Source organism: Pseudomonas sp. JV449 (assembly GCF_032424295.1).
GTDB lineage: Bacteria > Pseudomonadota > Gammaproteobacteria > Pseudomonadales > Pseudomonadaceae > Aquipseudomonas > Aquipseudomonas marginalis.
Genome location: NZ_VYKD01000003.1, coordinates 535,969 through 556,965 on the forward strand (window position 1 = coordinate 535,969; position 20,997 = coordinate 556,965).

The 20,997-nt window shown below is 62.1% G+C and carries 16 protein-coding genes; 4 read left to right on the plus strand and 12 right to left on the minus strand.

What is annotated here, in order from left to right:
• Positions 1–39 precede the first annotated feature (39 nt).
• From F6S08_RS03805 to F6S08_RS03860, 12 genes are all read right to left on the minus strand, one after another.
• Positions 40–2,811, minus strand: coding sequence for a hybrid sensor histidine kinase/response regulator (locus F6S08_RS03805; protein ID WP_027607753.1), 2,772 nt, complete (start codon positions 2,809–2,811; stop codon positions 40–42).
• A gap of 102 nt (positions 2,812–2,913) precedes the next feature.
• The gene (gene purD / locus F6S08_RS03810; RefSeq protein WP_065925564.1) at positions 2,914–4,206 is read right to left on the minus strand and encodes a phosphoribosylamine--glycine ligase; all 1,293 of its coding nucleotides are present in this window, start codon (positions 4,204–4,206) and stop codon (positions 2,914–2,916) included.
• A gap of 171 nt (positions 4,207–4,377) precedes the next feature.
• Positions 4,378–5,985, minus strand: a complete 1,608-nt coding sequence (purH, locus tag F6S08_RS03815; protein ID WP_315871295.1) for a bifunctional phosphoribosylaminoimidazolecarboxamide formyltransferase/IMP cyclohydrolase — start codon at positions 5,983–5,985, stop codon at positions 4,378–4,380.
• 81 nt (positions 5,986–6,066) lie between these two features.
• A complete protein-coding gene (fis, locus tag F6S08_RS03820; protein ID WP_002555375.1) occupies positions 6,067–6,387 on the minus strand; it encodes a DNA-binding transcriptional regulator Fis in 321 nt (106 codons plus the stop codon).
• Positions 6,384–7,397 (minus strand): tRNA dihydrouridine synthase DusB, encoded by a 1,014-nt coding sequence (gene dusB / locus F6S08_RS03825; RefSeq protein WP_065925562.1) that lies wholly within the window; start codon positions 7,395–7,397, stop codon positions 6,384–6,386. Before dusB ends, fis begins: the two co-directional genes overlap by 4 nt.
• A gap of 185 nt (positions 7,398–7,582) precedes the next feature.
• On the minus strand, positions 7,583–8,821 hold the full coding sequence (locus tag F6S08_RS03830) for a DUF3426 domain-containing protein (protein ID WP_065925561.1): 1,239 nt from the start codon (positions 8,819–8,821) through the stop codon (positions 7,583–7,585).
• 30 nt (positions 8,822–8,851) lie between these two features.
• Positions 8,852–9,730, minus strand: a complete 879-nt coding sequence (gene prmA / locus F6S08_RS03835; RefSeq protein ID WP_027607758.1) for a 50S ribosomal protein L11 methyltransferase — start codon at positions 9,728–9,730, stop codon at positions 8,852–8,854.
• A 174-nt stretch (positions 9,731–9,904) separates the two neighbouring features.
• Positions 9,905–11,266 carry an acetyl-CoA carboxylase biotin carboxylase subunit gene (accC, locus tag F6S08_RS03840; RefSeq protein WP_027607998.1) on the minus strand — a complete coding sequence of 454 codons (1,362 nt, stop codon included), beginning with the start codon at positions 11,264–11,266 and terminating at the stop codon, positions 9,905–9,907.
• 17 nt (positions 11,267–11,283) lie between these two features.
• Positions 11,284–11,745 (minus strand): acetyl-CoA carboxylase biotin carboxyl carrier protein, encoded by a 462-nt coding sequence (gene accB / locus F6S08_RS03845; RefSeq protein WP_027607997.1) that lies wholly within the window; start codon positions 11,743–11,745, stop codon positions 11,284–11,286.
• Between the two features lie 24 nt (positions 11,746–11,769).
• Positions 11,770–12,225, minus strand: coding sequence for a type II 3-dehydroquinate dehydratase (gene aroQ / locus F6S08_RS03850; protein ID WP_065925560.1), 456 nt, complete (start codon positions 12,223–12,225; stop codon positions 11,770–11,772).
• Positions 12,226–12,544: 319 nt separating this feature from the next.
• Entirely contained in the window at positions 12,545–14,506 is a 1,962-nt protein-coding gene (locus F6S08_RS03855; RefSeq protein ID WP_315871296.1) for a methyl-accepting chemotaxis protein, read from the minus strand.
• A gap of 53 nt (positions 14,507–14,559) precedes the next feature.
• Positions 14,560–16,230: a PleD family two-component system response regulator gene (locus F6S08_RS03860; protein ID WP_074848656.1), complete on the minus strand. Its 1,671-nt coding sequence runs from the start codon at positions 16,228–16,230 to the stop codon at positions 14,560–14,562.
• A gap of 389 nt (positions 16,231–16,619) precedes the next feature.
• On the opposite strand from F6S08_RS03860, the gene F6S08_RS03865 reads away from it, so the two are divergent.
• The 4 genes from F6S08_RS03865 (at position 16,620) to speA (ending at position 20,881) form a co-directional block, all read left to right on the plus strand.
• Entirely contained in the window at positions 16,620–17,597 is a 978-nt protein-coding gene (locus F6S08_RS03865; RefSeq protein WP_370671257.1) for a DUF2333 family protein, read from the plus strand.
• 2 nt (positions 17,598–17,599) lie between these two features.
• Positions 17,600–18,136 carry an NUDIX hydrolase gene (locus F6S08_RS03870; protein ID WP_065925557.1) on the plus strand — a complete coding sequence of 179 codons (537 nt, stop codon included), beginning with the start codon at positions 17,600–17,602 and terminating at the stop codon, positions 18,134–18,136.
• 316 nt (positions 18,137–18,452) lie between these two features.
• Positions 18,453–18,824: a translation initiation factor Sui1 gene (locus F6S08_RS03875; RefSeq protein ID WP_027607992.1), complete on the plus strand. Its 372-nt coding sequence runs from the start codon at positions 18,453–18,455 to the stop codon at positions 18,822–18,824.
• Positions 18,825–18,967: 143 nt separating this feature from the next.
• Entirely contained in the window at positions 18,968–20,881 is a 1,914-nt protein-coding gene (gene speA, locus F6S08_RS03880) for an arginine decarboxylase (RefSeq protein WP_315871297.1), read from the plus strand.
• Positions 20,882–20,997: the final 116 nt, after the last annotated feature.

Here is a 20,997-nt window from a genome sequence, read left to right on the forward strand (position 1 = left end):
TGAAGCAAGCCCCCACCCACATTGGAATTGCATTTAAAGTCAGGACGGGGCGTGTTCAGGCCGTTGTTGACGCTGCGCCACCCAGAACTCCACCAGCTCACGCAATTGTGATAACTCCACCGGCTTGGCCATGTGCCCGTCCATCCCCGCCTGGCGTGCGCGTTCTTTGTGCTCCGAGAGGATATGCGCCGTGAGCGCTACCACGGGTGTGCGAATGCGCTGGTGGCTGACTTCCCACGCCCGCAGTTGCTGGGTAGCCGAGAAACCATCGAGAACCGGCATCTCACAGTCCATCAACACCAGGTCATAACGCTGGGCCTTCATCGCCTCGAGGGCTTCCTCACCGTTGCTGGCGGTATCCGGGTCGAGGTTGAGCTTGCCGAGCATGCCGCGAATCACTTTGGTGGAGATGCTGTTGTCTTCGGCCACCAGGATCCTGAAGTCGCTGGGCACGGTCACCGCCGCCGGGACGCTGAGGGGCGGACGGGGCTGCACGCCACCTTTGCTGCGTTGGGTCAACTCGTCGGCCAGGGTGGTCTTGAGGGTGTAACCGGCAACCGGCTTGGCGAGGATGCGCTTGATCCCGCAGTTACGCGCGATGATCTTGCTCGGCGCATTGCTGATGCCGGTGAGCATGATCAGCAGGATGTCGTGGTTCAGGCTCGGGTCTTCCTTGATCTTCGCCGCCAGTTGCATGCCGGTCATGCCGGGCATGTTCTGGTCCAGCAGCACCACATCGAAGTAATCGCGCAGGTGCGCCTTGGTGCGCAGCAAGGCCAAGGCCTCTTTACCCGACGGCACGGCGCTGACATTCAGGCCCCAGGCCGAGCATTGCTGCACCAACACTTTGCGGCACGTATCGTTGTCGTCCACCACCAGCACGCGCGCGCCTTTGAGCGGGCCGTCGAGGTCGGAGGTGGGGTGTTCCAGGCGTTCCGGGTCCAGCGGCAGGGTCAGCCATAACGTGCTGCCCTGATGGCTGCCGCTCTTGATGCCGAACTCACCGTTCATCAACAGGATCAGCTGGCGCGCGATCACCAGGCCCAGGTGGCCGCTCAAGCGGGTGGCCGAGAGGAAGTTCTTGCTGTGCAGTTCGCTGTGCAGCAGGGCCTCGCGTTCAGCGGCTTCCATTGGCAGGCCGCTGTCCTGCACGGCAATGCGCAGGCGCGGCTTGGTGCTGCGGTCATCCAGGGCGACGACGATCAGCACTTCGCCTTCGTCGGTTTTGTGCAGGGCGTTTTCCAGCAGGCTCAACAGCGCCTGGCGCAGGCGGGTCGGATCGCCGCTGATGACGCGGGGCACCTGTGGCTGGATGAAGCTGATCAACTCGACGTTCTGCTGCTCGGCCTTGGCGCGGAAGATGCTCAGGCAGTCTTCGATCAGCGCATTGAGGTCGAATTGCACGTCATCCAGCTCGATCTGCCCGGATTCGAGCTTGGAGATGTCGAGGATCTCGTTGATCAATGTCAGCAGCTCGTTACCGGCGCTGTGGATGGTTTGCACGTAGTCGCGCTGTTTCACCGACAGTGGCGTGCCCAGCAGCAGTTCGGTCATGCCCAGCACGCCGTTCATGGGGGTGCGGATTTCGTGGCTGATCTTGGCCAGGAATTCGGCCTTGGCGGCGATCTCGGCATTGCTGGCGGCCAGGTCGCGGCTGAGGCTGAAGCGGGCCTCGACAATCGCGCGCTGGCGCTCGCCCAGGGCCAGGCTCATCAACAGGCCGCTCAGGCAGATGAAGGCCAGCAATGTGACGATCAACCCCTGGGGCGACACCATCGTCAGCCCCAGCAACGCCGGGAGAATGATCAGCGTGCCGATGTTGAACACCACCATGCCCGCCACGAACAAGCGCGCCGGGCGATAGCCTTTCTGCCAGTGATACGCCGAGACAAACAGCATGCTCAGGCCCGCCAGGGCCACCAGCGCGTAGGTGATGATGTTCAGCGGCAGGGTACTGACGAACAACAGCAGCAGGCCGCACAGCACGATAAACAGGATGTCGGCCATCAACAGCTTGTTCAGCGGGTGCGGACCCAGGGGCATGAAGAAGCGATAGGCAAACATCAGCCCGCAGGGCGCTGTCAGCAGCAGGGCCAGGTAGGCGCCCGGGGTCTGGACCGCGTGCCAGTTCGGCAGCCATGGGCCTACCAGGTTGAGCAGCAGCGCCAGGCTGAGCATCAGCAGCAGTTCGCAGGCCGCCAGCCACAGGCTGCTGCGCGAGCGGTGGTAAGCGAAGCGCGTGAGGTTGTGCAGGATCAGCATCAGCAGGCAGCCGAACAGCAGGCCGTAGATCAATGTCTGGGTCTGGTCGGCGGCGGCCAGCACGGCCGGTTCCAGGGTGATATAGGGGCGCAGTTCGTGCTCGGAAACCAGGCGCAGGTAGACGTCGAGGGTCTGTTGGCTCTGGGGCATCGGCAGCATGAAGTCGTTGCTGGGCAGAGGGCGTTCCGCCTGGGGCTGGCGGTTACCGCTGCTTTGTTGCTCGATCAGGGTGTCGCCGTCCAGCACATAGAGGCTCAGGTGCGCCAGGTCCGGGGCGAATACCCGCAGCACCTGCTCGTGCTTGCCGGGTTGCAGCTTGAAACGTACCCACAACGCACCGTCCGGTTCCGCGGCGGTAATGCGGTCCAGTTCGATGGGGCTGAATTGATTGGTGTAGCGCGAGGAACGGATGTCGCTCAGCTGCAGGTCGGCCTGTTCATCAAGCAATACTGCCCAGCCACTGCCTTGCGCGGCGGCCTGGGCCGGGAACAGGCAGAGCAGCGTCAGCAGACTGACAGTAAAACCTATGGCGATCCTGAGCCAGCGCACGGCGAAATCCCTTCGTAGGTTGATGCACGGTTAACTATGCGCGGGGAGGCCTGTATACGGCAAGGGCCAGAAGCCCTTGCCTAACCGAACGGATAGCTAGCGTTACTGGCTTTCGCCACGTTCACGGGCAATGGCGCGGTAGCCGATGTCCGTGCGGTAGAAGCAGCCTTGCCAGTCGATTTTTGCGGCCAGCTTGTACGCCTGTTGCTGTGCGGCGTCGACGCTGGCACCCATGGCGGTGGCGCACAGCACACGGCCTCCGGCGGTCACGACCTTGCCGTCCTTGAGCGCGGTGCCCGCATGGAACACCTTGCCTTCCAAGGTGGCCGCCGCGTCCAGGCCTTCAATCACATCGCCCTTGGCGTAGTCGGCCGGGTAGCCACCGGCGGCCAGCACAATGCCGACGCTCGGACGTGGATCCCACTGCGCTTCAACCTTGTCCAGGGCCTGGGCCAGCGCGGCTTCCACCAGCAGCACCAGGCTCGATTGCAGGCGCAGCATCACCGGCTGGGTTTCCGGGTCGCCGAAGCGGCAGTTGAACTCGATGACTTTCGGGTTACCGGCTTTGTCGATCATCAGTCCGGCGTAGAGGAAGCCGGTGTACACATTGCCTTCATCGGCCATGCCGCGCACGGTCGGCCAGATCACCAGGTCCATCACGCGCTGGTGCACGTCGGCGGTCACCACCGGGGCAGGGGAGTAGGCACCCATGCCGCCCGTGTTCGGGCCAGTGTCGGCGTCGCCGACGCGTTTGTGGTCCTGGCTGGTGGCCATCGGCAGCACGTTCTTGCCGTCGACCATCACGATAAAGCTGGCTTCTTCGCCGTCGAGGAATTCCTCGATGACGACGCGCGAACCCGCGTCACCAAAGGCGTTACCGGCGAGCATGTCACGCACGGCGTCTTCGGCTTCCTGCAGGGTCATGGCGACGATCACGCCTTTACCGGCGGCCAGGCCGTCGGCCTTGATCACGATCGGCGCACCTTTTTCACGCAGGTAGGCCAGGGCGGGCTCGATCTCGGTGAAGTTCTGGTAGTCGGCCGTCGGGATCTTGTGGCGCGCCAGGAAATCCTTGGTGAAGGCTTTCGAGCCTTCCAGCTGGGCGGCGCCGGCGGTTGGGCCGAAGCAATCCAGGCCGCGGCTGCGGAACAGGTCTACGACACCGGCAACCAATGGCACTTCCGGACCGACGATGGTCAGGGAGACGTTTTTCTCGGCGAAGTCGGCCAGTTGCTCAAGGGCCAGTACGTCGATGGCGACGTTTTCGCACTTGGCTTCGATGGCGGTACCGGCATTGCCGGGGGCGACGAAGACTTTCTGGACCCGTGGGTCCTGGGCAACTTTCCAGGCCAGGGCGTGTTCACGGCCACCGCTGCCAATGATCAAAACATTCATTTCAAAAACCTCAAATTCTGTAGGCGCCGCTGGAGCGCTTTTAAATGTGGGAGGGCTTTTGTGGTGAGGGGGCTTGCCCCCCGCTGTGTTCACTGGAGATCCAGTGGGGCTGCTGCGCAGCTCAGCGCGGGGCAAGCCCGCTCACCACAAAAAGCCCCTCCCACATTTGGATCAGTGACGGAAGTGGCGCATGCCGGTGAAGACCATGGCAATGCCGGCTTCATCAGCAGCGGCAATCACCTCGGCATCACGCATCGAGCCGCCTGGTTGGATCACGGCAGTCACGCCCGCTTTCGCAGCGTTGTCCAGGCCGTCGCGGAACGGGAAGAACGCATCGGAAGCCATCACCGAACCCACTACCTGCAAACCGGCATGCTCGGCCTTGATCGCGGCGATACGCGCCGAATTCACGCGGCTCATCTGGCCAGCGCCGACACCGATGGTCTGGCGGTTCTTGGCGTAGACGATGGCGTTGGATTTAACGTACTTGGCCACTTTCCAGGCGAAGATCAGGTCGTTGATCTCTTGCTCGGTCGGGGCGCGCTTGGTCACTACCTTGAGGTCTGCGCTGCCGATCATGCCGATGTCGCGGCTCTGTACCAGCAGGCCGCCGTTGACGCGCTTGTAGTCCCAGGCAGCGGCACGTTCAGCCGACCACTCGCCGCAGGCCAGCAGGCGCACATTGGCTTTGGCGGCCACGATGGCGCGGGCTTCTTCGCTCACGGAAGGGGCGATGATCACTTCGACGAACTGACGCTCGACGATGGCCTTGGCCGTCTCTGCATCCAGTTCACGGTTGAAGGCGATGATGCCGCCGAAGGCCGATTCGGTGTCGGTGGCGTAGGCCAGTTCGTACGCCTGGCGGATGCCGCCCTCAGCGTCCGGGCTCACGGCCACGCCGCACGGGTTGGCGTGCTTGACGATCACGCAGGCCGGCTTGACGAAGCTCTTCACGCATTCCAGCGCGGCGTCGGTGTCGGCCACGTTGTTGTAGGACAGTTCTTTGCCTTGCAGTTGGGTCGCAGTGGCGATGCCCACTTCGGCAGGCTTGGCTTCCACGTAGAACGCCGCGCTCTGGTGCGGGTTCTCGCCGTAGCGCATTTCCTGGGCCTTGATGAACTGGCTGTTGAAGGTGCGCGGGAACTGGCTGCGGCCTTCTGTGCTCAGGGTTTCGGCGGCCTGGTTCACGGTGCCCATGTAGTTGGCGATCATGCCGTCATAGGCGGCGGTGTGTTCGAACGCCTTGAGCATCAGGTCGAAACGCTGGGCGTAGCTCAGGCCGCCGGCTTTCAGGCTTTCCAGCACGTGGGCGTAGTCGCCGGCGTTGACCACGATGGCCACGTCTTTGTGGTTCTTGGCCGCCGAGCGAACCATGGTCGGGCCGCCGATATCGATGTTTTCGATGGCGGTCGGCAGGTCGCAGCCCGGCTTGTTGATGGTGGCTTCGAACGGGTAGAGGTTGACGGCCACCAGGTCGATCGGCTTGATGCCGTGCTCGGTCATGATGGCGTCGTCGATGCCGCGACGGCCGAGGATGCCGCCGTGGATTTTCGGGTGCAGGGTCTTGACGCGACCGTCCATCATTTCTGCGAAACCGGTGTAATCCGCCACTTCCACTGCGGCCACGCCGTTGTCCTGCAGCAGCTTGAAGGTCCCGCCCGTGGAGAGGATTTCCACGCCCAGGGCTTCCAGCTCCCGGGCAAATTCGAGGATCCCGGTCTTGTCGGAGACACTGATCAAGGCGCGGCGGATCGGCAGGCGGGTAGTCTGGTCGGTCATTTCAATTTCCATCAAAAGCAAAGGAGTCAGCAAAAAAGGCGACCGGTTTTACGCGGGCGCCTTTCTGGTTTGATTGAATGCTTACAGCAAATCGTATTGCTTGAGCTTTTTGCGCAAGGTGCCACGGTTGAGGCCCAGCAGCTCACTGGCTTTGGTCTGGTTGCCCTTGACGTAGTTCATCACGCTTTCGAGCAGGGGCGCCTCGACTTCGGAGAGCACCAGGTTGTACACGTCCGTGACGGAAGCGCCCTCAAGGTGGGCGAAATAATTATGCAGCGCCTTCTCGACACTCCCGCGAAGGGTCTGGCCTTCTTCGCTCGGCGTGTTGAGGTGCTGTTTCAAATTGACGTTGTCGCTCACGGGTGTTGTTCCACTCACTAAAGTCTCGGTCATCATCGTCATGCGGCCACCCATTCTCCGTCCCCTGCTCTCAGGCTCTTGTCTCGTTCGGCAAAAAACTCACGAACGGCGGTGACCTGTGCTTGCGTTTCATCCAAACGATTGAACCCGGCGCGAAACTCCCTGGCGCCTGGCAGGGTTGCGAGATACCAACCCACATGCTTGCGAGCAATACGCACGCCCATCACCTCTCCATAGAAGGTGTGAAGTGCAGCCAGATGCTCTAGCAGAATACGTTCCACCTCGACCAGTTCCGGCGCCGGCAGGACTTCACCCGTACGCAGGAAATGCTCGACCTCACGAAAAATCCACGGCCGCCCCTGGGCGGCCCGGCCAATCAACACACCATCGGCACCGGTGGCGTGCAGCACGCGCCGGGCTTTTTCGGCCGAGTCGATGTCGCCATTGGCAAATACCGGCATCGACACCGCCTGCTTGATCGCGGCGATGGTGTCGTACTCGGCTTCACCGGTGTAAAGGTCGGCGCGGGTGCGACCATGCACCGCCAGCGCTGTAATGCCTGCCTGTTCGGCGATCTTCGCCACCGTCAGGCCGTTCTTGTTGTCCCGGTCCCAACCGGTACGAATCTTCAGGGTCACTGGCACATCCACTGCGGCAACAACGGCCTGCAGGATCTCGGCAACCAACTGCTCATCTTTCAACAGCGCGGAACCGGCGGCCTTGTTGCAGACCTTCTTGGCCGGGCAGCCCATGTTGATATCGATGATCTGTGCGCCCAACGCCACGTTGGCCCGGGCCGCATCCGCCAGCATCTGCGCATCACCCCCGGCGATCTGGACCGAGCGGGGCTCGGGATCACCTTCGTGGATCATGCGCATCCGCGATTTGCGGGTGTTCCACAAGCTCATGTCGCTGGTGACCATTTCCGAGACTACTAGACCCGCGCCCAAACGCTTGCACAGCTGACGAAAGGGCTGGTCGGTGACGCCCGCCATCGGGGCGAGAATCAAGCCATTCTGCAATGTATATGGGCCGATGCGTACCGCCGACATAGGACTTCCCTGTTGTGGGGCCGGATCATTAGAGTTCGAAAAAGGGTTGGCATGATACCCGCTCTCGATGACTGGATAAAGGCTGAATTGGATAAAATCTGAACAGTTATTTCTTTATCGCCGCCGGTTTGGATGGGCGGGGCCCAGTCAATACTCCACCGTCAAGCGACGGTGCGTAGGCCGATTCACTCGGGCGAGTGGAAGCTCAGGCTGTAATTCACGGCTTTATTGCCCGGATCGAGGATATCCAGGGAGATATGGATCGGGGTTTGTGATGGCATTTCGCTCACCCCGGCCAACTCGCCGCTCAGGTATTCGGCGGGCTTGAAGCGACGACTGGCAATCAGGTTGCCGTTGAGGTCGGCGAAACGCAGTTCCAGCAGCGGAAAGGGCTGGGAGAACGTCGCGCGGTTATAGATGATCGCATCCACCACCAGCGCCCCGGCGAACTCCGGGTGGCTGCGTACCACCAGGTTACTGCTCTTGATATGGGCGATATCGACCCGCGACGGCACCGTGCAGCCCAGTGTGGGGCACAGTTGCTGGAACCACGGGCGGTAAGCGTCCTGGCGGGCCAGATCGTCGAACTGATAGGCAATGTACTGCGCAGCCAGGCCGGCGGCGGCGATCAGTACCAGCAGTATCCAGATCAGGCGACGGCCCAGGCCCTGCGGGCGTTTTTGCGCGTACAGGTGCAGAGGGTCGTCTTCCAGGTCCTGGAGCAGGTCGTCATGGACGCCGGCCTCGGGGCGTGGGCGCTTGCGATGGGATTGCACACGCTCTTCGGGCTCCGCTTCATCCGCTGCCGCTGTCAGGGGCGTGAACGGCGGGTCGGAGTGTTCATCTTCCGGGGTTGAGCGCAGCGCAGGCTCATCGTCGAGGTGCAACGACATGGAGGGCTCGGTGCGCTGCCTGGTCGCAGGGGCTTTGGCCGGTTCAGGTTCGTCTTCGGAAGCGTTGGCGCGTTCTCCAGGCGGTTCGCTGAACAGGCTGGCGGCCCATTTTTCTTCTTCGGCCTTGACGGTTTCGCGGCTGGCGCTGAGAGCGTCTTCTTTCTGCCGACGGTCGGCACCGGGCTGGCGGCGTTCCGCGCCCACGGGCAGCGTGTGCTGAATCTCGCGGCGTTCCAGCTTGGCCAGTTCCTTGTCCAGATCCAGGTTGTCCAGGTCCAGCTCTTCGGCGCTCCACTGCTTCTGGCTGATTGCCCGCTGCGGCTCAGGCGCGGCTTCGCGCACGGGCTCGATCGTGGCCGGCTGCTCCGGCGCAGGCGCCTGGGCGCGCTGCTCCAGCAGCTGGCGGGCAGCGTTGAAGACTTGCAGGCACGAGCCGCAGCGAACCACGCCGCGAGCCACGCTCAATTGGGCGTGGTTGACGCGAAAGCGGGTTTGGCAATGCGGGCACTGGGTGACGAAACTGTCGGTCATGCGGCCATCCGATTCAGGCAAGCGCTCATTCTAGCGCCGACGCCCGCTGATGCGTACCCAGCCATCACGGTTAGCGATCGGATCCAGCTCGAAATCCTTGGCGTAGGCGGCGGCGACATCTTCGCCCTGCTCGGCGAGGATGCCCGACAGCGCCAGGCGCCCGCCCGGCTTGACCAGGCTCGACAGTTGTGGCGCCAGGGACACCAGCGGGCCGGCGAGGATATTGGCGACCAGCACGTCGGCCTGCACCTGGGGCAAATCCTGCGGCAGGTAGAGCGGGAATTTGCCTTCAGGAATGTTGTTGCGCCCGGCGTTATCCCGGGACGCTTCCAGGGCCTGCACGTCGATGTCGGTGCCCACGGCTTCCTTGGCGCCCAGCAACAGGGCGGCAATCGCCAGGATCCCCGAGCCGCAGCCGAAATCCAGCACGTGGCTGTCCGTCAGGTCCTGGCCGTCCAGCCACTCCAGGCACAGCGCGGTGGTGGGGTGGGTGCCAGTGCCGAATGCGAGGCCCGGATCCAGCAGCAGGTTGACCGCGTTCGGCTCCGGGGCGGCATGCCAGCTCGGCACGATCCACAGGCGTTGGCCGAAGCGCATCGGCTGGAAGTTGTCCATCCAGCTGCGTTCCCAGTCCTGGTCTTCGATGATTTCGCTGTGATGCTCGGGCAACGGGCTGCCGGTGAGCAATTCCATATGGGCCAGTACGGCGGCGGCATCGGTGCCGTCTTCGAACAGGGCCAGCAGATGGGTGTGGGACCACAGCGGGGTGGTATTCAGCTCGGGTTCGAAGATCGGCTGGTCTTCGGCGTCCATGAAGGTCACCGAGACGGCGCCCACTTCGAGGAACGCGTCTTCGTAGGTTTCGGCTTGTTCTGGGCTGATGGCGAGACGGACTTGCAGCCAAGGCATGGCGGGCACCTTTGAAAAAAATGAGTGTGCAGCGGGGTAGGCTGCGAAAGCGCGCAAGTTTACGCGAGCGAACAGCATAAGACGACATTACTGAGTGAATGCGGACCAAATGTGGGAGGGGCGGTGTGCAGAAACAACAAAGCCGCCCGAAGGCGGCTTTGTTGGGTGGAACACTTACTGGTTGGCCAGCTTGTGTTCCAGGTAGTGAATGTTCACACCACCTTCGCAGAAGCCTTCATCACGAACCAGGTCCCGGTGCAGCGGGATGTTGGTCTTGATGCCGTCGACCACGATTTCGTCCAGGGCATTGCGCATACGGGCCATGGCCTCGTCGCGGGTCGCGCCCCAGGTGATCAGCTTGCCGATCAGCGAGTCGTAGTTGGACGGAACCTTGTAGCCGCTGTACAGGTGCGAATCCACACGTACGCCGTTGCCGCCGGGCGCGTGGAAATGCTTGACCAGGCCAGGGCTTGGGATAAAGGTCTTCGGGTCTTCGGCGTTGATCCGGCACTCCAGGGAGTGACCGTGGATCTTCACGTCGTCCTGGGTGAAGGACAGCACGTTGCCGGCGGCGATGCTGAGCATCTCCTTGACGATGTCGATACCGGTGACCATCTCCGACACCGGATGCTCTACCTGCACGCGAGTGTTCATCTCGATGAAGTAGAAACGGCCGTTCTCGTAGAGGAACTCAAAGGTACCGGCGCCACGGTAGTTGATGTCGATGCACGCCTTGACGCAGCGAGCCAGGACTTCCTGACGCGCTTTTTCATCCAGGCCCGGTGCCGGGGCTTCTTCCAACACCTTCTGGTGACGACGTTGCAGCGAGCAATCGCGATCGCCCAGGTGGATGGCGTGGCCCTGGCCGTCGGACAGTACCTGCACTTCCACGTGACGTGGGTTGGTCAGGTACTTCTCCAGGTAGACCATCGGGTTGCCGAACCAGGCAGCCGCTTCGGAGCGAGTCTGCTTGGCCGCTTCGATCAGCTCTTCTTCCTTATGCACCACGCGCATGCCGCGACCACCACCGCCACCGGCGGCCTTGATGATCACCGGGTAGCCGACTTCGCGACCAATGCGCAGTGCGGTTTCCTCGTCTTCAGGCAGTGGGCCGTCGGAGCCAGGAACGGTTGGCACGCCGGCGGCGATCATGGCGTCCTTGGCCGAGACCTTGTCGCCCATCAGGCGAATGGTTTCGGCTTTCGGGCCGATGAAGGCAAACCCGGATTTTTCCACCTGTTCGGCGAAATCGGCGTTTTCCGCGAGGAAGCCGTAGCCCGGGTGGATGCCATCAGCGCCGGTCACTTCAGCGGCGGCGATGATGTTCGAGACTTTCAGGTACGAGTTCGTGGCCAGTGGCGGGCCGATGCAGATGCTCTCGTCCGCCAGTTTCACGTGCATCAATTCGGTATCGGCCGTCGAGTAAACAGCGACGGTCTTGATGCCCTCTTCCTTACAGGCGCGCAGGATACGCAGCGCGATCTCGCCGCGGTTGGCGATCAGGACTTTTTGCAGTTTCTTCGCAGGTTTCAACATCGAAGGCGCTCCGCGGTTCAAACGATGGTGAACAGCGGCTGGTCGTACTCAACCGGCTGACCGTTTTCTACCAGGATGGATTCGATGACGCCGGCTTTTTCGGCCGTGATGTGGTTCATCATCTTCATCGCTTCAACGATGCAGATGGTGTCGCCCACTTTCACGGTCTTGCCTACTTCAACGAAGGCTGGCGAGGTCGGTGCCGGGGTGCGGTAGAACGTACCGACCATTGGCGACTTGACCACGAAACCGTTCAGCGCAGGGGCTGCCGGTGCGGCAGGTGCGGCGGCGGCAGCAGGCGCGGCGGCCGGAGCAGCAGCCGGTGCCGGTGCTTGCATCTGTGGTGCGTAGAACTGTTGGGCCGGGGTCTTGCTGTGGCGGCTGATCCGTACGGACTCTTCGCCTTCCTTGATTTCCAGCTCGTCGATACCGGATTCTTCCAGCAGTTCGATCAGTTTCTTAACTTTACGGATATCCATGAATCATCAACTCCCAAGGGTCGGTCAGGGGCGCTTGGCCTGTTCTTCAAGCTGTTCCAGGGCGGCCTCCAGGGCCAGTCGGTAACCGCTGGCGCCAAGGCCGCAGATCACTCCTACCGCAACGTCGGAGAAGTAGGAGTGATGGCGGAAAGGTTCGCGTTTGTGCACGTTCGATAAATGCACTTCGATGAATGGGATGCTCACCGCCAGCAGCGCGTCACGTAATGCAACGCTTGTGTGCGTAAAAGCGGCGGGATTGATCAGGATAAAGTCCACGCCTTCGCTACGGGCGGCATGGATGCGATCAATCAATTCATACTCGGCATTGCTTTGCAGGTAGAGCAGATGGTGGCCGGCTTCACGTGCCCGTCGTTCCAGGTCAAGGTTGATCTGATCGAGGGTCACTGCCCCGTAGACGCCCGGTTCACGGGTGCCGAGCAGGTTCAGGTTGGGTCCGTGAAGAACCAGTAAGGTCGCCATCGGCTGTTCCTTGTTATTGATGTGGGCAAGGCAGAACCCGGCGACTATGCCGCAAAGCCTTTGTGACTGTCCAGTTCTATGCAGTAGGCGGCACGATTAGCGAGGATTGCGCAAAATTTGTGACTGGGGGTCGGGATCCGGTCATGGGTAATACGCCCTTGAATCCCGTGGAGATCAAATGTGGGAGGGGCGGTGCGACGATTCGACTTGCTCCCGATTGCAGTGTGTCAGTCTCGCATCTGTAACTGATCCACCGCTATCGGGGGCAAGCCCCCCCACATTTTGATCTTCATTTGATTTTGGATCTTCATGGGGCCGGTCAGACACGGAACGCCTGCACAGCCGTATTGAGCTGCCCACCCAGCACCAGCAAATGCTCACCCTGGCTGCGGCCCTGGCCGATGCGCAGCAAATTATCCTCGCCGAGCTGATGAATCCGCTCGCTGTTGTCGCGAATCTCACTCACGGCGCCACTTTGCTGCGCCGTTACATCGGCAATCCGCACGGCGGTGTCGGAAATGGTCTGGATCGCGCCGACGATTTCATCCAGCGCGCCATCCGCAGCCTGGGCTTGCTGGGCGGTAGCCTCGGCGTGTTCAACCTGGGCGCGCATGCCCTGCACCGATTGGTGCGCAGCGGTTTGCAGGCCGGTGATCAAGCCCTGGATTTCGGCGGTGGCGCCAGCGGTGCGTTGGGCCAGGGTGCGCACTTCGTCAGCGACTACGGCAAAGCCGCGCCCGGCCTCACCGGCGCGTGCGGCTTCGATGGCGGCGTTGAGCGCCAGCAGGTTGGTCTGGTCGGCAATCGAGCGAATCACGGTCAATACGCCGCCAATGGTGGCGGACTCCTCGGCAAGTTTTTCGATCATCTGCGCATTTTGCTGCACTTCACCCACCAGCGCGTGCAGGCCGGTCAGGCTCAGGCCGATCACGCGCTGGCCTTGCTCGACCGCCTGGCCCGCGCTGCGACTGGCGCCGGCCGCCTGGCTGGCATCACCGGCGACTTGCTGGATGGTGGCTTCCAGTTCGCCCAGGGAATCACGAATCTGCGCAGTATCCCCGGCCTGGCGCTCGGCGCCGTCGTGCAGGCCACTGCTCAGTTCGGCCAGGGCGCGGCTGCTGCCGGCCACTTCTTCGGCATTGCCACGGATGGTACCCACCAGATCCACCAGATAGGCGCGTAAACGGTTGAGGGACGCTTCGATGTCGCGCAGTTCGCGGTTGGTCTTGCCCAAGGTGATCGGTTGGCTGAAGTTGCCCTCGCCCCAGGTCGACAAGGCGGGGGCCAGGTTGGTCAGCACCCGCGCCAGGCGCCGCTGCAGGGTGTCGATCAACAGGGCGATCAGCAGAATCAGGCCGATCATCACCCCTTGCATCAGGCGCACTTCGCCCTGGATCTTACCGTGTTGCGCGCGCACCGCCGGCTCGAGGCCGGCGATGGCCTGCTGAACGGCCGCGATTTTCAAGTGGGTGGCGGCGGCCAGGTCGGCACGCTGCTGGATCTGCGTGCGGGTGCGCTGGAGTTCGGCGGGGTAGCGGGCCAGCAGGCCGTTGAGTTCGCGCTTGAGGTCGACGCCGGTGTCCTGGGCTTCGGTTTTTGCGCTGTTTTCCAGGCCCATCAAGGCCGAAAAGTCATCGGTGTTGGATTCTGCGCTGGCCTTTACCCCGAGTAATGGCAGTTGCTCCAGCAGGTCGGCCTGGCTGCGCATATTGCTGACTTCGCGTTCCACATCGTCCGCCAGTTCCGCGCGGCCGCTGCTCACCAGTTTGTCGCGAGCCAGGGACAGCTTGCCCAGGTGCTGTGAGGCCGCCAGCAGCGGCGGCAGGTAGCGCGCGGCCTCGGCGCTGTTGACGCCCTTGGCGTACTGGCTCAACTGCTCCAGGTTGGCGCCCAGCTCCCGCTCGGCCTGCAGCAACAGGGCTTGTGGGTCACCTGCCAACTTACCGGCCGCCAGCAGGTCGGTCTTGCTGAAGGCATTCAGGTCCGCAAGGCTGGGGCGCAGGTTCTGCGCGAGGTCGGCGGGCAGTTCATCCAGGTGCTGCAACAGGCTTTCCAGGCTCTGGCTGGCGCTGCTCAAGCGCAATGCATCACCGCTGCCCAGATAGTCGTCGATATTGCGTGCGGCCTGGTTCTGGAAGGTCTGTGACAGGCCGAGGTAGCGCTCCATCAGCAAATAAGGCCGTTCCAGCGCCCGTTGCGACCACCACAGCGTCGCTCCAAGTGCCAGGCACACGGCCACCAGCAGGAGGGTATTGAGATTGGTCAGCAGCTTCAGGCGCATGCGGGGTATCAACCGACAGCAAAAGGTAAGTGCCTGAAGTTATTGCGTTTTCATTACAGGGTTATGACGGAATCAGTGGATTCTGGTGAAAAGGTGGCACTTTGCTTTGACGTGCGCGCCGCTTGCACGCGGTTACGCCCGGCATCCTTGGCGCGGTACAGCGCCTCGTCGGCCTGGGCGGCCATCATCAGGCTGTCGGAGCCGTCACACAGCTCCACCACCCCGGCGCTGAAGGTGCACCACAAATCCTGCGGCTGCGCCGGGTAGTGAATCTCGGCAAAGCGCCCACGAATTTCATCCAGTACCTTGCAGGCCGATTCCAGGTCGGTGTCGGGCATCACGATGGCGAATTCTTCACCGCCGTAGCGGCCGATGTAGTCGGTCTTGCGCAGGCGTTGCTTGAGAAACAGCGCCAGGCTCTTGATCACGCGGTCGCCCATGGGGTGGCCGTGGCTGTCATTGACCCGCTTGAAGTGATCGATGTCGAGCATGGCAAAGCTCAACGGCTTGTTCTCGCGGCGCGCGCGGAAACTGCAGTCTTCAAGCAATTGCAGGATATGGGTGTGGTTGTACAACCCGGTCAGGCTGTCGCGCACCATCCGCGCCTTGAGGTTGCGCGCACGGGCGGCGCGGTTGCGCACCGTGGTGATCAGGTGGCGCGGCTTGATCGGTTTGGTGAGGAAGTCGTCGCCGCCTTCGCTCATGGCGTCCAGCTGCTTGTCCAGGTCGTCTTCGGCCGACAGGTAGATGATCGGCACACTGACGTAACGGTCATTGTGGCGAATGACCTTGGCCAGTTCGGTGCCGGTACAGGCCGGCATGTACATGTCGAGGATGATCAGGTCGGGCTGGAAGTCTGCCAGCTCGGCCATGGCCTGGATCGGCTCGATCAAGGTGCGGGTGACGATGCCGGCACTGTTGAGTAGCCGCTCTGTGTGCAGCGCCTGGGCCCGCGAGTCATCGATGATCAGGACTTTGTACGGTTCGTACTGGGCGACACAGGTCAGCACTTCGATCTTTTCCAGCAGGCTGGAGGCTTCCAGCGTGCCGGTGAGGAATTCCTGGCCGCCGGCGCGCACGGCGGCGAGGCGAGTGGGGGTGTCGGTTTCGTGCAGGCTGAAAAACAACAGCGGCAGTTTATGCTCCAGGCCTTCCTGGGCTTCGGCGGCGAGCTTGAGGCCCAGGCCGGCGCCGCAGAAATCCACGTCCATCACGATCGCCGACGGCAGGCGCTCGGCCAGGGACGCGCGAAACGCAGCGACGCTGTCCAGGGATTGGGCGCTCATGCCAAAGAATTCCAGCTGCTTGGCCAGGCGCTCGGCGCGGTCGTGATCGGCCAGCATCACGTAGATCGGCTTGCGCATCGGCGGCAGGAAGGTTTGTTCCAGCTGGTCGCCCTGGCGCAGGCCGGTGCGGGACAGGCGCTGCATCAAGCGGTTGAGTTCGGTGATCAGGTGGCTGCTCAGGCGTCCGCGGTTTTCGTCGACGGCCTTGAGCGATTCGCCGATGTGCCGGGCCAGTTGGCCGTGTTCGGGTTGTTCGAAGCGCTCGGCGAAGCGTTGCAGGCGCAGGTTGGCCTCGCTGAGTTCGGAGAGGTCGGCGCCTGACCATTCGCTGCGTTGCAGGCGCTGCCAGATCTCAAGAATTTGACGTGCCTGATGAATTACCCGCTGGGCAAAATGCTGCTTGAGACGCTCACGGCTGGGGTCTTCTGGCTCGGTCATATCCTGACTACTAGTGAGGGTGCATGCTGAGGTCGAACTGATGGCTCTATGCTAGCACCTCTTTCCAATGGGATGAGTGTCATATGTCAATTAACTGCGTGTCCCTGATATTCAGTTGGTGACCTGACGGTCGCGCAGCTTAAAAAGCGTGCATCCTTTATAGTCGAATGCTTGCCGTATGCACGTTTGGTGAAAAGCCCCGCATGGGCGGGCACGATGGGGTAGGGTTGTGGTCGGAGTGTTTGAACGCACGCCCTCAATTCAAGTGCATGAACTCAAGTGATTGAAAGGATATCGCCATGCTGGACTGGAAAAACCGTGCGGGCAGTGCCAAAGGCCCTGCCCCTGAGCCCAAGTCGGCCAACCGCAGCTATTTTCGTACCCTGCTGATGAGCCGAGCCGTGCTCAGCGTGCTCGGCCTGTATCTGTTGGTCACCGGCGCCCTGGGCTGGTACTGGAGCGAAGAGCCGGCGCTGTTCCCGGTCCAGCAGAATGCGCAGCTTGCCGCCGAGAAGGAAGGCAAGCAGATGGTGGTGGGCTATACCACCGTCGAAACCCTCAAGACCGTGGTCGGCACGTTGCTGAACAAGCCCGGTGGCTATATTTCCAACGACCGTTTCCCGCCGGGCCTGTGGATGGACAACATGCCCAGCTGGGAATACGGCGTGCTGGTGCAGGTGCGCGACCTGACCCGCGCCTTGCGTAAAGACTTCGCCCGCTCCCAGTCGCAGTCGGCCGAAGACGCCGATCTGGCCAAGGCCGAGCCGCGCTTCAACTTCGACAACAAGAGCTGGGTGCTGCCGTCCAGTGAGTCGGAGTACCAGGAGGGCATCAACTCCCTGAACCGCTATGAAGCACGCCTGTCCGACCCGAATCAGCGTGGCGCCTTGTTCTATGCCCGCGCCGACAACCTGAACAACTGGCTGGGCGATGTGGCCACCCGCCTGGGCTCGCTGTCGCAACGCCTGTCGGCCAGCGTGGGCCGGGTCAAATTGAACACCGCACTGAAAACCGAAGCCCTGGCGCCGGGTGAAGTGCCGCAGGTCGACGAAGAAGTGGTGGAAACCCCTTGGATGCAGATCGATAACGTGTTCTACGAGGCCCGTGGCCAGGCCTGGGCGCTGTCCCACCTGTTGCGTGCCATCGAAGTCGACTTTGCCGACGTGCTGGCCAAGAAAAACGCCACCGTCAGCGTGCGCCAGATCATTCGTGAGCTGGAGGCTTCGCAAGAGCCGGTCTGGAGCCCAATGATCCTCAACGGCAGCGGTTTCGGCGTGCTGGCTAACCATTCGCTGGTCATGGCCAATTACATTTCCCGGGCCAACGCGGCGGTGATCGATTTGCGTCAACTGCTCAACCAGGGTTGATGATGGACGCAGCTCAAAACGAGGCCGCGCACCGTGCGGCCTCTGATGCCGAACTGATCTGCTGGGTCGACGAGCGGGACAACCTGCTCGGCCACCTCGTCAGGTCCGATTTGCGCCAGCGCGGCCTGATCGGCCGTTGCACCTTTATCTTCCTGTTCAATTCCAAGGGTGAGCTGTGCGTGCATCGGCGCACCCTGAGCAAGGCCCTGTACCCGGGGTTCTGGGATACGGCGGCGGGCGGGATGGTCGCGGCGGGAGAGTCCTACGCCTTATCTGCGGCCCGCGAGCTGGAAGAGGAACTGGGTGTTGGCGGGGTGGAACTGACCGAGCATGACCATTTCTACTTTGAGGATGGCGAGAGTCGGCTCTGGTGCAAATCCTACTCGGCGATCTGGGATGGGCCATTGCGCCTGCAGCCTGAAGAAGTCATGGAGGCGCGCTTTTTGCCCGTAGAAACGGTCCTGCAGGAAGCCGAGCACAAGCCTTACTGCCCGGACGCCCAGGAGGGCTTGCGGCGCTATCTGGCCTCGCGTCGCTAAAGCTGCATAAATTGGCGCCATTTGGCTCTTAGCAAGTGGGCTTTTTGCCGTTACACTGCGCGACTTTTCACCCGAACCGCCATTGTTTCACCCTGGGATCACTGTAGGAGCGAGCTTGCTCGCGAAAAACTCAAGAACGCCGCGTGCATTCGGAATGCACGCTTCATCGTTGACGATTTTCGCGAGCAAGCTCGCTCCTACAGGTGGGGATCAGCCTTGGCGGCTCGGTAGCGCTGCCCCTGCCTGAGTGGGGCTTCGCGGTCGGTCGTCCCTTAGCGGAGGCCGATCAGTCTTTGTCCTCCCGAGAGGATTGCCGGTGGCCAAAAAAGCCGCATCCTTCGCCGCCCTCGGCGGCCTGGTATTTTCCACCGACGCAGGTCGACACTGCCCGGACTGTCGTCAGCCCGTGGATTCGTGTACCTGCAAACAGACCCTGATCCCCGAAGGCGACGGTATTGCCCGCGTGCGCCGCGAAAGCAAAGGCCGTGGCGGCAAGACGGTGACCACCATCACCGGCGTGCCGTTGGCCGAAGAGCCGCTCAAGGCACTGGCCACCACGCTGAAAAAGCGCTGTGGCACCGGTGGCGCGTTGAAAGACGGTGTCATCGAGATCCAGGGCGATCACGTCGAACTGCTGTTGGCCGAGCTGATCAGGCTGGGTTACAAGGCCAAGAAGTCCGGCGGCTGAAAGCCTCTTCCCAACCTGTGTCTAAACTCTGTCCTGCGAGTGGGGTCTACCTTGCTTACAGGCAAATCGTCATTTTCATTCTTTAGACTGCGCCAGCCTCGAACGAGAGGTGGCGCCTTCGCCTTCATTTATAGGGGACTTCGATGTCCGTACGACGCACACGCAAAGACGATGGCAGCCAATGGACAGTTGCGGACAGCCGCAGTGTTTACGGGATTCGCCATTGGGGGGCCGGGTATTTCGCGATCAATGATGCCGGTCGCGTTGAAGTCCGTCCGAACGGCCCGAACAGCACACCCGTCGACCTCTACGAGCAAGTGGACGAGCTGCGCAAGAGCGGCCTTTCCCTGCCGCTGCTGGTGCGTTTTCCCGACATCCTGCAAGACCGTGTACGCCAGCTGACCGGCGCTTTCGATGCCAACATCGAGCGCCTGGAGTACCAGAGCAAGTACACCGCACTGTACCCGATCAAGGTGAACCAGCAGGAAGCGGTGATCGAGAACATCATCGCCACCCAGAATGTTTCCATCGGCCTCGAAGCCGGCTCCAAGCCTGAGCTGCTGGCCGTGCTGGCCCTGGCGCCGAAGGGCGGCACCATCGTCTGCAACGGTTACAAGGACCGCGAGTTCATCCGCCTGGCGCTGATGGGCCAGAAGCTCGGCCACAACGTATTTATCGTGATCGAGAAAGAATCCGAGGTTGAACTGGTGATCGAAGAGGCCGCCAGCCTCAAGGTCAAGCCACAGGTGGGCCTGCGCGTGCGCCTGTCTTCCCTGGCGTCGAGCAAGTGGGCGGACACCGGTGGCGAGAAGTCCAAGTTCGGGTTGTCGGCGGCGCAACTGCTGTCGGTGGTCGAGCGCTTCCGCGCGGCGGGCCTGGACCAGGGCGTCCGCCTGCTGCACTTCCACATGGGGTCGCAGATCGCCAACTTGGCCGACTACCAGCACGGGTTCAAGGAAGCCATTCGTTACTACGGCGAACTGCGCAACCTCGGCCTGCCGGTGGATCACATCGACGTCGGCGGTGGCCTGGGCGTGGACTACGACGGTACTCACTCGCGTAACGCCAGCTCGATCAACTACGACATGGACGACTACGCCGGTGTGGTCGTGGGCATGCTCAAGGAATTCTGCGACGCGCAGAGCCTGCCGCACCCGAATATCTTCTCTGAAAGCGGCCGCTCCCTGACCGCGCACCACGCCATGCTGGTGGTGCAGGTGACCGACGTCGAGAAACACAACGACGAAATCCCGACCATCGAAAACAAGGAAAGCCTGCCGGAAACCGTGCAGTGGCTGGTAGACCTGCTGGGCCCGACCGACATCGAGATGGTCACCGAAACCTACTGGCGCGCCACCCACTACATGAGCGACGTGGCCACCCAGTACGCCGACGGCAAACTGACCCTGGCCGAAAAAGCCCTGGCCGAACAGTGCTACTTCGCCGTGTGCCGCCGCCTGCACAACTCGCTGAAAGCCCGCCAGCGCTCGCACCGCCAGGTGCTGGACGAACTCAACGACAAGCTGGCCGACAAGTACATCTGCAACTTCTCGGTGTTCCAGAGCCTGCCGGACACCTGGGCCATCGGCCAGGTATTGCCGATCCTGCCGCTGCACCGCCTCGACGAAGAGCCGCTGCGCCGCGCCGTGCTGCAAGACCTGACCTGCGACTCCGACGGCAAGATCAAGCAATACGTCGACGAGCAGAGCATCGAGACCAGCCTGCCGGTGCACGCCTTGAACGAAGGCGAAGACTACCTGCTGGGCATCTTCCTGGTCGGCGCCTACCAGGAAATCCTTGGCGACATGCACAACCTGTTCGGTGACACCGACTCGGTGAACATCTACCAGCGCGAAGACGGTTCGGTGTACAGCGCCGGGATCGAGACCCACGACACCATCGAAGACATGCTGCGCTATGTGCACTTGTCGCCGGAGGAGTTGATGACGCACTACCGTGACAAGTGTGCGAGCGCGAAGATCTCCGCGTCGGAACGTACCCAGTTCCTTGATGCCTTGCGCCTTGGGTTGACGCGGTCGTCGTACTTGTCCTCGTAAGCTGAGCTGAAACACATCCAACTGTGGAAGGGGCGGTGCGACGATTCGACAAGCCCGCTCACCACAGAGTTATGTGTCAGCCTTTAAGAGTTGTGTAGATACCTATGGCCATCGGG